This window comes from Nocardia sp. NPDC101769 (genome assembly GCF_044766925.1).
GTDB lineage: Bacteria > Actinomycetota > Actinomycetes > Mycobacteriales > Mycobacteriaceae > Nocardia.
In genome coordinates this window covers 1-13,976 of record NZ_JBIWMX010000072.1, presented here as the reverse complement: position 1 = coordinate 13,976, position 13,976 = coordinate 1, and the positions used below count along the sequence as shown (strand labels likewise).

At 58.6% G+C, this 13,976-nt stretch carries 12 protein-coding genes; 4 read left to right on the top strand and 8 right to left on the bottom strand.

All coding sequences use genetic code 11. The annotated features are described in order from the left end of the window. Positions 1-270: 270 nt before the first annotated feature. The 3 genes from ACIRRA_RS44280 to ACIRRA_RS44270 all read right to left on the bottom strand — a co-directional run bounded on the left by ACIRRA_RS44280 (position 271) and on the right by ACIRRA_RS44270 (position 6,306). Positions 271-4,230: a tape measure protein gene (locus tag ACIRRA_RS44280; RefSeq protein WP_402781593.1), complete on the bottom strand. Its 3,960-nt coding sequence runs from the start codon at positions 4,228-4,230 to the stop codon at positions 271-273. A 100-nt stretch (positions 4,231-4,330) separates the two neighbouring features. Next, the gene (locus tag ACIRRA_RS44275; protein ID WP_402781587.1) at positions 4,331-5,158 is read right to left on the bottom strand and encodes a hypothetical protein; all 828 of its coding nucleotides are present in this window, start codon (positions 5,156-5,158) and stop codon (positions 4,331-4,333) included. A gap of 725 nt (positions 5,159-5,883) precedes the next feature. After that, the gene (locus tag ACIRRA_RS44270; RefSeq protein WP_402781584.1) at positions 5,884-6,306 is read right to left on the bottom strand and encodes a head decoration protein; all 423 of its coding nucleotides are present in this window, start codon (positions 6,304-6,306) and stop codon (positions 5,884-5,886) included. A 1,571-nt stretch (positions 6,307-7,877) separates the two neighbouring features. Between ACIRRA_RS44270 and ACIRRA_RS44265 the strand changes: the two genes are divergently transcribed. Further along, positions 7,878-8,036 carry a hypothetical protein gene (locus ACIRRA_RS44265; RefSeq protein WP_402781581.1) on the top strand — a complete coding sequence of 53 codons (159 nt, stop codon included), beginning with the start codon at positions 7,878-7,880 and terminating at the stop codon, positions 8,034-8,036. A 479-nt stretch (positions 8,037-8,515) separates the two neighbouring features. Here the strand turns inward: ACIRRA_RS44265 and ACIRRA_RS44260 are convergent, their stop codons facing one another. Continuing rightward, positions 8,516-8,968, bottom strand: a complete 453-nt coding sequence (locus tag ACIRRA_RS44260; protein ID WP_402781578.1) for a hypothetical protein — start codon at positions 8,966-8,968, stop codon at positions 8,516-8,518. Positions 8,969-9,235: 267 nt separating this feature from the next. On the opposite strand from ACIRRA_RS44260, the gene ACIRRA_RS44255 reads away from it, so the two are divergent. Genes ACIRRA_RS44255 through ACIRRA_RS44245 form a run of 3 tightly spaced genes read left to right on the top strand, consistent with a single transcriptional unit; the run spans position 9,236 to position 10,858 of the window. Further along, complete coding sequence (locus ACIRRA_RS44255) at positions 9,236-9,523, top strand: hypothetical protein (protein WP_402781575.1); 288 nt, start codon at positions 9,236-9,238, stop codon at positions 9,521-9,523. Then, positions 9,492-10,025, top strand: a complete 534-nt coding sequence (locus ACIRRA_RS44250) for a DUF6879 family protein (protein WP_402781572.1) — start codon at positions 9,492-9,494, stop codon at positions 10,023-10,025. Before ACIRRA_RS44255 ends, ACIRRA_RS44250 begins: the two co-directional genes overlap by 32 nt. Then, a complete protein-coding gene (locus ACIRRA_RS44245; RefSeq protein WP_402781570.1) occupies positions 10,022-10,858 on the top strand; it encodes a helix-turn-helix domain-containing protein in 837 nt (278 codons plus the stop codon). The genes ACIRRA_RS44250 and ACIRRA_RS44245 overlap by 4 nt, the downstream gene beginning before the upstream one ends. Before the next feature lie 460 nt (positions 10,859-11,318). On the opposite strand, the gene ACIRRA_RS44240 is transcribed toward ACIRRA_RS44245, so the two are convergent. The 4 genes from ACIRRA_RS44240 to ACIRRA_RS44225 all read right to left on the bottom strand — a co-directional run bounded on the left by ACIRRA_RS44240 (position 11,319) and on the right by ACIRRA_RS44225 (position 13,868). Continuing rightward, positions 11,319-11,624, bottom strand: a complete 306-nt coding sequence (locus ACIRRA_RS44240; RefSeq protein ID WP_402781596.1) for a hypothetical protein — start codon at positions 11,622-11,624, stop codon at positions 11,319-11,321. Beyond that, positions 11,509-12,102, bottom strand: coding sequence for a helix-turn-helix domain-containing protein (locus ACIRRA_RS44235; RefSeq protein ID WP_402781590.1), 594 nt, complete (start codon positions 12,100-12,102; stop codon positions 11,509-11,511). The genes ACIRRA_RS44240 and ACIRRA_RS44235 overlap by 116 nt, the downstream gene beginning before the upstream one ends. A gap of 339 nt (positions 12,103-12,441) precedes the next feature. Next, positions 12,442-12,684: a hypothetical protein gene (locus ACIRRA_RS44230; protein WP_402781569.1), complete on the bottom strand. Its 243-nt coding sequence runs from the start codon at positions 12,682-12,684 to the stop codon at positions 12,442-12,444. Then, positions 12,681-13,868, bottom strand: coding sequence for a recombinase family protein (locus tag ACIRRA_RS44225; RefSeq protein ID WP_402781567.1), 1,188 nt, complete (start codon positions 13,866-13,868; stop codon positions 12,681-12,683). The genes ACIRRA_RS44230 and ACIRRA_RS44225 overlap by 4 nt, the downstream gene beginning before the upstream one ends. Between the last annotated feature and the right edge of the window lie 108 nt (positions 13,869-13,976).

Genomic DNA, 13,976 nt, shown 5'->3' with positions numbered 1-13,976 from the left:
GGCGTTGGCGCGCCGAGTAGATCGAAACCTGTTGATTGTCAGATCATCCGGGAAGGTACGCCCTCCCGGTCATCCACAGGTTTTGATCATTGCTCACTGCCAGACGAGTGTCCGCACTGCGGCCTCCAGCTCGATCGAACCGAACACTGATAAGTTCGGCCCGGACTGGCCGCCGGACCGATTACCCCCACAAACAACTGTGCCCGCTCCGGTGGCCAGTCTTACCGTCGAAGGCGTAACGGAGTTACGCCGACCCTCGGTGACCTCCGGTCACCTCCGCATGTAACCCGCTGCCTGTCGCTTCTGTTCGACGCGGATCTGTTGAACCGCGCCCGAGACATCAGCAGTGGTGATGTTGTAGACCGGCCGTAGACGCATGTAGCGGTCCATATCCGCCTCGGTCATGAAGCCCTTGTTATCACCCTGCGCCGGTTGCAGCTGTCCACCGGCGAAGTCACGAAGTTGCTTCGGAGAGTTGAAAATCGGCTCAGGTGAACTCGACAAGTTCACGGCCATGCCGCCCGGAGGCAACCAGCCGCCCGTGTCGTACACGGCAGCGGACTTCAGGTTCTTAACCCAGTCCGGGATCTGGTTCTTCGGGTTGTACCCGAGCTGATCCGCGAAGGCCGAAGCCCCGAACGTTCCGATGTTCTGCAACGCTTGAGAGACCGACGTACCGGTCTCGGAGTCTTCGGTGTTCACAAGCGCTACAGCTTGATCCGCAACGCTCCACCAATGAGAGCCACTGATCTTGTCGGGAAGCTGAGACTTGAAGGCATCGAAGGCGACACCAGCAACCGAGGACGCCCACGTAGTGAAGATGTCCTTCACGGTCTTCGCCGGGTTCTTGCTCGTAGAGTTCGAATCCTGGTTCTCCAGCTTGTCAATCGCCTTCTGAAGCGTGATGTCAGCGACTTGCTTATCCGCCTCCGTAGACGTCGGATCGTCATACACCTGGTTGCGTTGCTTGTTCGCAGACTCAACCGCTTGCAAGTTCGAGGCATACGACTTCTCGGTGTCGGTGTACTTCTTGGACAGCGCGGGGGCTTGCGGAGCCACCCGCGAACCGCCTACGGACTGCCCGGCCTTGTCCTTCTCTTCTTGCTTCTTCACCACCCGGTCTTGAGCGTCGGCAACGTCAAGATCCGCCTTGTGCTTGTCCGTGTCGGAGCTGTCCGACTTCGCGTAGACCTCATCCCGCTTCGTCTTAGCGTCTGTGACCGCGATTTGAAGCCGTTCTAGCTCACGCTCGTTCTCATCGGTCCACGTGGCGATACTGCCCCCGGACACCAACTGACCGAACCCGGCAACAAGCTTGTTCGGGAGATGGAACTTGTACGGGAACTGGGAATCACTGGCACCGGCACGGCCACCACCGATGCCGGACGTGCCGTACTGGCCGCCAGATTCGACGTTGAGCCCCGCAATCGTCGCGGCCATGTGTTCACCCGACACGCCGACCTTGAACCAGGTATTCGAGTCACCTAGGCCGGACTCCAAACCGGCTGTGGCACCACCGATCAGAGTGTTGGTGGTGTAGAGCCGCTTAGCCACCTTCCCGAGACCCATAGCTACCTGTTGAAGGAACCCGACAAAGCCTGAGCAGTCAAAGTTGTTGAGCCCCACGCCTCCCCACTCGTAGGTGTGGCCCTCCGCTTCCTGAGCCGCCTTGATCGCATCCGAGATACCGGTAGGCATGACACCGCCACCGGTAGCGAACCGGAGCCCGCCAGCGAGAGCCCGGGAGCGAAGGTTGTACATCGCGCCCTGACCACCGACCGCGTCAACCTCACGCTTGGTCCAAACATGCTCACCATGCGAGAGAAGCGCCGGGATCGAATCCGACTCCCCGGTGCCAGCACCGGAGATAGGGCCACCCTTAGCACGAGGCTGCGGCGGAATGACGGGGTCTTTACCGGCAGCAACAGCCGCATTGTTGATCATCTGCAACGCAAGCGACACTTGGAGTTGCTTCGGCGGAATCTCTTGCTGCTGAAGCTTTTTGATCCCGTCCTGAGCCTCTTTGTCGTCCAAGGTGACCTTGACAGTCTTCTTGTCCGCTTCGAGTTCGGTCAGACCCAGGTGCAGGTCCGTGACCTTGTTCTTGAACGTCTCCGGGTCCATCCCGGCGGGTGCCGTGATCTCGACAACGTTGGATTGAGGTACAGCGGTGATCGCTGCACCCAACTCCGAGAACTTGGCCTTGAGTGAGTCCGTAGCTTCGAACTGGCCTTTGGTGTCTCGGATGTACTGCTGGGCAGCATCCGAAGCCTTGGTGTTCGCTTCGGCTTCGGTGTTCATTGCCTTGGACAAGTCCGCCGAGGCTTGAGCGACGTTGCCGAGCCGCTCACGGATCATGTCCAGCGCGCCTTGCCCGCCTTGGATCTTGGCCACGGCATCCGGGATGCCTTGCAGCGCTTGAGCCAAGGTGTCGGCGGAAACCTCCGAATGCCGCTCAGACCAGTACTTGAACCGGTCGTCTTTCAGGATGTTCGCCCGAAGGTCGGTATTCACGTTGTTCAGGTAATCCGAGTCCAGTCCCGAACCCGCCCGCACATACCGGTTACCGTCGATACCGAATCCGCGGGCTTGGTTGATCCGGTCCCCGTGGTCTTTCAACCACTTCGCGGTCGAGTCGATCGTCTGTTGAGTCTGCCGACCAGTCATCTGGTCCATGGTTTGAAGCTGCGACTTCAGCAGATCATCAAGGATCTTCGCTTCGCGGGAACCTTCTTTGAACATCTGGACAAGCGCCAGACCGGTACCCGCAGCCGCGCCAGCGACAGCACCCGCCGGGCCAAGCGTCGAACCCGCCATAGCACCAAGCAACGCATCAAAACCGATAGTGGCCGCTTTCGCGCTGTCGGTCTTCTGCCCGTACTCATCGGTCTTCTGGGAGAGCATCCCCAAACCGACGACCGCACCGCCAACGGCAAGCTTGCCTATCGCTTGGCCGAGTAGCGCGGCTTTACCGCCCGCCGCGTCCGCCTTGGTGCCGAGAATGCCCACCGACCCGGCAAGGTTGCCCAGGTACCCCTGAACGACGTTCACAGACTTGAACGCCATCCAAGCCGATAGAAGCCCGGTCGCAAGATCCTGGTTCTTCTCGACGAACTCAGCGAACGTCTTGAGGACCGGAGACGCAACCTTGAGCGTGTCCGAGAACGCTTCTACACCAATCTTCAAGGCAGAGAACCCGGTAGACCCGGCAGCCTTGGCCAGAGTCGAGACGATCGGGCCAAGCGTCGGCGCTATGTCCTTGACCGACTTACCGATCTGCCTAAACGAGTCTTCGAGAGACTTGATCTGTTTCTGAGCCTCCGGCGTCTGAAGCGCCGCCTTCAGCTTCGGCCCCCACTCGTTGAAGACCTTGTTATCCAGAGCCTTGGACAGCTCTTTGACCTTGGGTGTCAGCTTGTCTATCTCGTTGGTGCCATCAGCCGCACCGCCTTGTAGCCGCTTGAAAAAAGGCTCAAGCGCACCGGCACCTAGGCGGCCCAGGGAAGCGTTCAGGTTCTGGACTGAGCCCTTGAACGAGTCGCCCATCTTGAGGGCGGCTCCGCCGATGTTCTTCTCAATGACCTTTTGGAAGACATCGGACTTGACCTGTCCTTGTTCAACCATCTTCGAGAACTCTTCGGCAGACTTGCCGTACTCGTCCCTGAGCCACTGGAAGATAGGAATTCCACGGTCAGACAACATATTCAAGTCGTCTGTGTACGCTTTGCCCGAGGTCTGTACCTTGTTGAGGATGTGCCCCATATCGCCAAGCGAAGATCCGGCGATACTGGCGGCATCCGCTGTCAGCTTCAGATAGTTGGTCAGTTCCTCGCCGGGCTTGATACCGGCAGCAACCGCCGACGCCGCAATAGTCGCGGCATCACCTAGACCGTAGGCGGTGCCTTTCACGGCCGCTAGGGCGGAATCCATAATTGCCGAGACGGACTGAGCATCGTTACCCAAGCCTCGAAGCTTCGCTTGGGCATCATCGATCGCGGTGAGCCGCTCGAAGCCCTTGGTTAAAGCTGTACCGACAACACCCGCCGCCGCAGCGGCAGCGGTAGCAGCACCGCCTTTAACAATCGTCCCGAAGGCTGAAGAGAACTTCGAGCCGTACTCTTGCCCGGCGCGGGCTGCCTCCGGTGCTGCCTGCCCGAATCCTTGCCTTACTTGGCGCGGGATATTTCTTGTATCAACAACGAGGCTGACATACGCCTCTGCTAGTTCCACACTCAAACTGAGTCCTAAATACAGAGAAAGCCCGGGGGTCGAATCCCGGGCTTTGTTTCTTAATCGTCTTCTATGTCTTTATCGGTGAGCCATCCGCCGCTCATCCAAGCGTCGCAATCTGCTGCATGCCGTTCCGCCGGGCGGCTTCACGATCGAACAACCGGTCAAACCGAGTGTCTGCAAGCTCCCGAACCTGAGCCGTGGTCGGAATCCACATGGCCACGCCATTGCGGGCCGCCCACACCAAGAACTCATCCGTATCGGCTGGCCACGGCTGAGAATCGAATCCACGGTTCATGAAGTGGTCGGCGTCAACACCCGGAGTGGTCGTATACGTAGCCGGATCAACCGGTGTAGCCCACTCGGGCCAAACATCATCAAGGTTTCGGATATGAAGCTCGCTAGCGCGTTCATCCGAAGTCCGGGTGGACTTCGTAACGCGGATACTCCCTAGGACCTCCACTAGAACCTTGCTTTGGCTTCCACGCAGTAGGTTGTATTCGCCTCGTAGCTGGGTAAGGTTCCGCCACGCGTCAGCGGTACCGGCTTCGACAGCTTCAGTCATGTTCGAAGCGTCGCCGAGTGCTTCCACAGCTGACTTGATGCCAGAAACTACCGCCTGCATCTGCGAATCGAGATTAGACAGAATCTCGTCCCGACCGTTCGATGCGATCGACTCGATTCGGTATGCCGCCTTGGCTCGAAGCTCGCGCAAGATACGGATCTTTTGGGAAACAATCTCGGTTTTAAGATGGCTCTCACCGACAGACGCGAGCAACGAATCCGGAATCTTGCCATCAGAGATGATCGAATCTAGGTCGATAGTCTGGAGCGGCGGCGCTTGTTCCAGCTCCGCCAGCATTTCTTCCGCTTGATCCGCGACCTGGACAGCTTCGGAGAATCCGGCGACGGATTCAAGCGCGGTCATGATCCGAGGATCGGAGCGGAATCGGATCATGTTCCGGTGCTCCGCAGTAATGTACCGCATAGGGCTAGTCATAACGTTTATGCTTTCTGGTTGATAGGTGTCGAGGCTGGTGAATATGACCAACTCGGGGGTTATTTCGCGAAATTTCGAGGCCAATATTTTCCCCGGGGGGATACGGGCCGCTTCGCCAGCGGAGTGACATCCCGGCCGGGCCGGAGGTTGGTCCCCCTGGGTTAGTAGCCCAACCACCGATCTAGGATCACAACGGCCTCTTCAGTCAGAAGACCGGTGAAGTAGTGTGCCGATGCGATAGCTTCGGCGGAGCTGACGGTCGTCAGCGTGTATTCGTATTCAGTCATCGCACCGGCTTCCAACGCCGGGTGAACAACTCGAATGCTGCTTCTTTGTCGCGGACCGGTCCGCCACCCTCAACGACCGCATCGCGATACGGTTGCTTCGACGCCCACCAGACTTCAAAAAGTTCCCGTTGCTCCTCGGGTCTCGGTGTAGACCGGCGTCCGAATGCCAATTCATGATATGTTTCAGGCATAGGTTTCTCCTCGGTTGAATTGCGAATGATCGTATTGCCGTCTATATGGCTTGTAGACGCGTGTTTACGCATTGGTCCATGTAACTGGCACCCGTGACGTATTCAGCGCCGTACCGATCGAAGCCACTGACGTAGACCGACTTAACCCAGTCGTCGGGGATGCTCTGATCTTTGATCAGACATCAAGGAACACGATGTTCCGAAGCGCAGTACGCGCGGCGGCATCCAAGCCGCTTGCCGCAGGAAGATACGCGGGCTGTACAAACCCGCTCAACAGAATGCGGCTCTGCGCCTCGGTAGCCGCAGGGACGAGAATCGAAGGCGACAACAGAAACCCGGTCGCGGTCTGGCGTCCGTCGCTTGCGTTCGGATCGTACGGGCCGTACTTGCCGGTTGCGGTGATCTTTCCGAGCACGACACCTGGCACCATGACACGGTTATTCGGATAATGCGTTGCTTGCGTGAACTTGGTGACGTCCAGGACGACCGCCGGTGTCATTCTTTCATCGGAGACACCGTAAATACCGCCGATCAGCCACGGCGTGTTCAATAGTCGTTCAACCGTGTAGCCCTGTTGCATGTCATCGATAAAACTCATTGTGTACTTCTTTCTTCGACGCTAGGCGATGCCTAGCTCGCGAGTAAGCCGGAGAGCATCCCGGCATCTGGTCCGATACGCGGCCGTGTGCTTGGTTGCACACTTCTTGCAATGACCGGACTTGTATCTGTCCTGAGGTCCCCGAATCGGGTGACCATTGGTGCATGTGCCCATGGGGCACCCCTTTCCAATTGCTGGGTCTAGCAGACCTGACCAAAAAGAAAAGCGGCCGAAGCCGCGTGAAGTCTTGAGAACCGAAAGCGCCGGTATGTGGTCCCGGCGCTACAGCCCGCAAAAAGAGAAACCCGAAGAGCACTTGCCCTCGGTGTCTCAAACCGTTGGATCAACGGTCAACCGGCGTCACGCCGGAAGCTTTGGGCGCTGGCTCAACCAAACCAGCACCCCGAGGGATCTACTGACGAGTGAGACATAATGCCTCTGGAAAGATCCCCAGAAGAAGGGAGCCGCCCCGCCGGACGTCTCTACCTATCTCCAAGTCCCTCATATACTAGATCGGTGCACTTTTTTGAATCTACTGATCAATTGTGACCGATGTCACCGGCATTTCGCCAATGTCCTCAATTCCCGCTCACTTACTAGATAGGTGAGTATTTTGGGGATGAGTAATCGAATGTGATAGAAGTCACGAGATCGGAGTAAGGTTCTCGTTTCTCCCTCACTTACTAGATCAGTGTTACTTTTGGGGTAAATACCTAGATTGTGACAGACGTCACAGAGTTATCTGGGCATATCCGACAAACCAGACTGAATTCCGGCCGGACTTGATGAAGGCTTGGCCTGTGCGTACAGTTCTGCGTGGACACGAGCGCATTGCGGACTGCATAGAAAGAAAGGCTGTGCCCGTGCCACTTTCGCTTGCAGTCGCGGCAGCGTCGGCAGCTTGTGTTGGCTCCATCTCCCGGATGGTGATTGCGTTATACGCCTTGAGGGGCGTTCCTTCTGCGGAGCGACCAGCGGTGATCCGCTCTCTGACAGCGCTTCTCAATCCCCGGAAGCGCGGCTGACCCCGGACACGAGTAGACCCCCGGTGCGGTTACAACTACTGGTCAGCCTGCGGGCTGGATCAATGTTGTTCCGGGGGTCTCTCTGGGGGTCAAGCCGTTCGATCTGTGCTGGTTCCCTAGCCCACCCCATCCGAGCAGATACCCCCGACCGCCGGGCGAAATACCCCTCCGGTACGGCGGACTTCGCCCATGGAGCGCCCCGGCCCCGAATGATCCTGGGCCAGTGGCGGAGTCAGACGCAGTGAAATTCCATACAACCCACCGGTCGGTTCCATGACCGAATCAGGCGGTATTTCACTCGTCAGTAGTGAATAAGCTGGGCTTTTGGGTGCTGAAGCCGCAGGTAAGACGGCGTATCAGGCGCGATCTCCGCCGACTGAAGTGCATGGCTTGCTCACTCAAATCGGGTGAATTGTTGGCAAAAGTCGTAAACTGTTGAGAGAAGGTCGGTTTGGGCCTTCTTTTCGTCGTGCCCGCACCGCCATACGCTGTGCGCATGGTCATCGACGTGGCGGCGTACGCCGCTCATCGGGCGGAGGTCTCCGCGTGATGGAAACTGTGTTGTTTCTCGGAATCCCCGGTGCCGCTACGGCAACGGCTCGCTATGCATCCCGGGTGATCATGCTGAAGGTTGCTCTCAAGGATGTCCCGCCCGAGAAGCGCCCGGCGATCATCAAGGCGTTGTTCGATAGGCGCGAAAAGTGACCATTCCGAGTGACTGATCCACGCAGACAACAGCTTCCGGCTTGTTGGCGCGAACCGTTGCACCCGAGTACAATTCCTGAGGCCAGGGCTCACCACACCCTGACGCCTGTTCGACCGCCCCACACGAAGGATTAACCACTGGCCCGAGTGGGCTCGCCAGGTAATCGCCTGGTCGAGATAGGCTCGAATGAAGGTGGTTGTGTACCTTGACTCTTCCCGAACTTTTCACTGCGACTGCGGCAGTGACAGTACCCGCTGCGGTGGCCAGGGCGGCGGTCGCGATCTATGCGCTCAGGGGTACATCACCAAAAGATCGCGTAGCAATCCTTCGCACGCTCTGGAGGGGTAGGGACCAGTAGTTCGTTCCCAACGAAGAACCCCCGGCCCTCTCCTTCGACCGGGGCTCCCCAAGGGGGTTGAAGACCTCAGGCACGGTTGCAATCGGGGGCCCGGTCTTCTCGCGAAGTGGTTTCAGTCGTCTATTGCTTCACCCCCTCTCTCGGCTCCCGAGCGTCGGAGTGGTCTTCCGGTGCCAGTGCTTCATCCAACTCGCAGCGGGGCACCCTGGTCCGCCAGTGATGGCACGCGGCAGGGCTCACAGTCTGGAGATCAGCGAAAGCTGTTACCCGCCTAGGATTTCCGCCCACATGCGCCAGTGACGGAGTGATCACAACCGCGCAATCAATCCGGCGGAGAAGCCGGTACAGCAGTCCCATCCGATCAGAGTCCGAGTTGTCTGCGACCAGAAGCCCGGACACCCGCAAACCCAGCTGTTGTGCTCTCTGCCGGGCGTAGAACTCCGCCCAGTCCAGATCTGCTTTCGTGGTCAGCAACGGCCGGAAGATGTAGATCACGGCCTTGTCCGGCTCGGCCGTGGCACGCGCCATCTCGATTGCCTCCCGGAGTGATTCAGGCAAGGTGTCCGGTTCCATCTCCGCCCCTCTCGGTGGTGAGGCAGTCCAGGGCAGGGCCTCTCGCACCGGCCCTGGACGTCTAGACCGACGCTACGAACCACGCGGCCACGCGGTCTACAGACTTGCCAGTACTTGCCAGGTTGAACCGATTATTCGGCGAAACATGCCACGAACGAGGATCATCGAAGCGTGCCCAAATACCAAGGCACACACCAAGAGAGGAGCGCAGTCATGCGCCTACGATTCCTCGGCAAGAACGGATCAGACCGGAACGGGTGCCCGTCCTTGTACGACACCGATCAAAACACGTTCCTGGTGCAGGGATGGCAGACCGACCGGCCTGAAACGGTCGAGATCCCGCATGTACTTCTCGGCTACGCCGAACCTGCCATGTTCATCGGTGCCACCCTGACCGACTCCGGACGCGGTACCTTCACGCTTACCGGCGAACCGGTCACGGACGATGAAACGTTGAACCAACTCGATCTTGCCGACGATGAAACCGCGATCCTGGTTCCCAAGCGAGAGAGGACGTTTTACGGTGCTGCTGCGGCAAGGCGATCCCTGGCCTGATCTGTTCCGTGAGTGCCAGCGCGAAGCGTTCCACCTCGAACTGAAGGACTCATACGCCGAGCCTTACGAATCTGAGCCGCTGCGTCGGTTCCTGGCGGGTGAGCCTCCTGAAGAATCCGACCCATCTCCCGAGTGGCGGGCGCTGGTGCGGGAAACGGCCGGCCGTGGGGTGGCCATGAGTCGGGTTCGTGTAGTCACGGTTCCACTCAGTGACTACCAGCGATGGTTGTTGTCGATCACTCATTACAACGTCAACGCTGGCGACGACATTCGGTACGTCCCCCGGCATCTCGTTCCGCCGGAGGACATGCCCGAAGACGACTGGTGGCTGTTCGACGGTCGGCTAGTGGTGTTCAACGTGACTGGTGAAGATGGCAAGCCCGCGGATTCTGTGAGCACTACCGATCCCGGGATTGCGGCGTACTGTCGCGGCGTGAAGCAACAGCTTTGGGAGCTCGCAACACCGTACGCCCAGTTCAACCAGGTACACGCTGGACAGTGACCGATAATGTTCACGAGGCGCGGGAGGCGTTCGGGCTCAGGCTCCGGGAGCTCCGCCGCCACTCCGGATTGACTGCGCGCCAGCTCGCTTCCTTGGCGGGCTGGCACGAGTCGAAGGTCTCACGATTCGAGCGCGGCACCCGAAGCCCCTCAGAGACCGATCTACGGGTCATTTGCGAACACACCGGGGCCGTTGATCAACTCCCGGATCTGATTGCCACCCTGAACAACGTTGACGCCGCATACGTGGAGTGGCGTCGAATCCTGAGCACCGGAACCAAGCGGCGGCAATACGTCTCGGTCAAGCTCGCCGAGAAGGCCAGCCTCACGCGGATCTATCAGCCGACCATCGTTCCCGGCATCCTTCAGACCGCCGAGTACGCGGAAGAGATCTTGCGGGACGTCGTGAAGTTCGAGCGGATACCCAACGACGTAGACGAAGGCGTAGCCAAACGGCTTGAACGCCAACAGTTCCTCTACAAGGGCAAGCGCCGATTCCGGATCGTCCTCGCTGAGCAGGTCCTTTCGACCACAGTCGGTAACGATGATGTGATGGCCGGACAGCTAGACCGGCTACTCGCAGTCATGGGCCTGCCTCGGGTGGCGTTCGGCATCATCCCGTCCAGGGCTCTGCCTCCGCTTACAGCCCCGAACTTCATCATGTTCGATGACCACGTGGTCATGGTCGAAGGTATCTCGGCCGAACAGACCATCACTCGCCCGAGCGAGATCGCGGTCTACGCCCGGGCCTTCGATGTCTTGGCCGCTCAATCAGTGACCGGCGACGCTGCCCGCGCCCTGATTCGCAAGGCGCTGGAATTGCGGTCTGAATAGTTCGCTGACGGACTTTCAGGCTATCGGGGTATGTCGATATACCCTCAGATAGGCTAGAACCCCCGAAAAGTGGTCCATAATCCAACCCCAAAATCGTTTTGGGACCCTCCCTCCCCCCTTGCGCGCGTGTCTGACCCGAGTGCCGGAGGGGTGACACCGGGCCCAGGGGGCGGGTCGCTCCCCCAGGGTCACGGCTTCGGTAGCCGAGACAAGATCTCTTCTAGCATCCGAGAATGCTCGGATTGAGTCTGCTGGACCTCAGAAAGGTACTCCTGTACACGGGATGCTTGTTCGGTGACGCGGTCTATTCCGGACCGCAGCACCTTGAATTCCTGAGCCAGTGTCTTATCCATCCGGGCAGTCTACCCGCGTAGACCACCCTGATTAAGCCATAGACGAAAGAAAACCGCCTAGGGTATACATCGGTATGCCTAGACGGTTCCAGAGGCTTAGAGAGCCGCTATTCCTGGATCAGTTCCAGATGCTTGGCTAGGTCGCCGGATTCCAGCGACTCTCGGTAGCGATAGCTTGGACTACCGAAATGCCACCCCAGCCGCGCGGCTGTGTCGGAACTACTCAGTCCATCACACTCGTCAATAACGTACTTGACTTCATACGGGAGCCATTCGTCCACGAACGGGCTCCAGTCCTTATCCACTACCTCGGGCAAGGCCGGTGCACCGGCCTTCCTGATCCAACGGTAAACCGTTGGCTCTCCGGTGACGGGTTGATCCTCCGTCGCCGGTGCTCCGGTTTCTTCGGTCACTGTCGTTCCCTCTGCGGTGACGGTTGAGGATGCCGAAACATCCGATACCGTTGCCGGTACTTCTTCGGTACCGTCTCCGGACACGGCGTAGGCGGTCTCCGGACACGGCGTAGGCGATAGCCGTAGTCGGGTTCTTATTCAACCCGTCTCCGGAGTGGGGGACACTGGTGTCCCCCTTCTTCTTCTTGGTAGTTAAAGAACTACTCTTAGGAGTAGTTCTAAGAGTAGTAGGTGTGACATCTACGTCACCATTAGGGGGACATGCACGTCCCCCCTTTGGGGACATCCGTGTCACCTTTGAGGGGAAGGTGAGTTCATACGTGTTCGCGCGTCCACCGGAGTTCCCGCGCTCCGTCACCTTCAGCCAGCCTGCCTTGACGTTCTCCCGGATATGCCGCTTCACCGAGCGGACATCGAGGCCGGTGGCCTCGGCTAGCGTCTCTTGCTTGACCCAGCCCTTAAGGGTGCGGTTATCCATGTAGGTCCGGATTACGTTGACGACCGTTCGCGGAAGCTTGGCGTCTCCGTTGCGGTTGTAAGCCTGATCCCAAACGAGGATCGGCAGGGTTGTCTTATTGCTTGCTTCGGTCACTGCTGTTAATACCCTTCAGGGTGGAATCGATTTCTTGCTGTAGTTGGCGGAGCCCCGCCTCATCGGTGTAGAGCTTGTATTTAAGACCAGGCACGGAGAGCCAATAAAGTGTTTTACCGTGGGCCCGAGACCAACGTGTCTCTACCTGGATAGGGTTCATGGTGTATCCTCTTAGGTGCCCGGTCCGGGGATGCCTTTTACATCCCCGGCACGGGTTTCTTTATTTCAGTCGTGCAGCCAATACGCCCGCACGATCGCTTTGTATCCGATCATCGTCGTGTCGCGGATCTTTTCGTCCTGCGTCACGGTGTGCGGAGTCGCTTCGAGAAACCGCAGGATCGGGTCACGCCACGGATTGGTTTCCTTCACCCGGATAGACCGGTGTTCGATCAAGAACCGGCGGCCGGATTCTTCTACGATCCCCGCCCGTAGAAAACTTGGGTGGTTGGCAATGTCGGTGGTGGTCATCGCTTCTCCTCATCTCTGTGGCACTTGCCGCAAAGTCCGTTGTATGCATCCTCCGGAACCGCCGGGTACCCGCACCGGTCACAATTGATCAGTTCTCGAAGGCCGATCCGTTCCGCGTATTCCCAAATAAGCTTTCTGTGTTCTTCCCGAGACAGTTTCCGGATATGGCCCTCGTTCGCTACTCGGTACCGGATATCCAACGGAATATGGTGCCCGATCAAGTCCGGGCCACCAGCAACCACCTTGAACCCTGAGTCAAGCAACAACCCGCGACGCTCTTCGATAGACATGCGGTGCCAAGCTTGGGCGTAGGTTTCCCCGAGTCCCCGGTATTCGAACCGTGCAGGTTCGGCCGGTAACAGCTCAAGCTGTCGCTTACGCTCGACCAGACGCTGAACACGGTGCAGGTATTCATCCGGGGAGCCTTCGTAAAGCCCTAGCTCATTTTCGCGGCGAACCGTGGCAATAGCCACCTTGACCCGCTCTAGGGCCTCTGTGTGATCACTGGCGGGTACAAACACCTTGTCTTGCCGTTCGAGGTCGCCGACCTCGGACAAGAACACTTCGGACGTGTATTCGTAAAGCTTCTCGGCGCGTATGTTTTTGTACGAGCACTTGCGGTCTTTGTTCTGTGTATTCGGGCACCGGAAATACGTCACGTTCCGGCTTTGGTAGACCTGCCGGTACAACGGCCCGTGGCAGTAGAAGCACTCGGCGGCCCCGCCAGTGAGCAGATTCGTTGACTGGTCACGGGGTGACTGCCGGATAGCCCTGGACTTCAGTGCGGCTTGCACCTGATCGAACTCCTGGGACGTAAGGATCGGTTCCGCACGCTGCACCGGTACCCCGTCAGCATCGGTGATGATTTCACCTTTGTGTACTCCGTGGCCCATCAACGTGGGTGACGAGAGGATGCGGCGGACCACGGTGGAATCCCACTTACCGGAGTGGGCCTCACCTTGCTTGGTCCGGCCGGTGAACTTGGTTGGAACACCGGCCGTATTCAGTTCTGCGGCAACAAAGTTCGCGGACTTGTGCGCCAACAGCGGCGCAACCATCCGGGTACGGATCACTTCGGCCTGGTCTGGGTCTATGACCGCGTACCAACCCGAGGTTTCAGCGGTGGTGTTTCCCCAAATCACATCACCCGCAGACAGCTTCACTCTCTGGTAGCCGTAAGGCACTACCCCGGAGTGCAGAGCAATGATCAGGACCTGTGGATGACGGGAAGGACGCACCTTCCCGGATGATCTATCAGTCCGAAGTCTTGATCATGCCGGCGCGCCAACGCC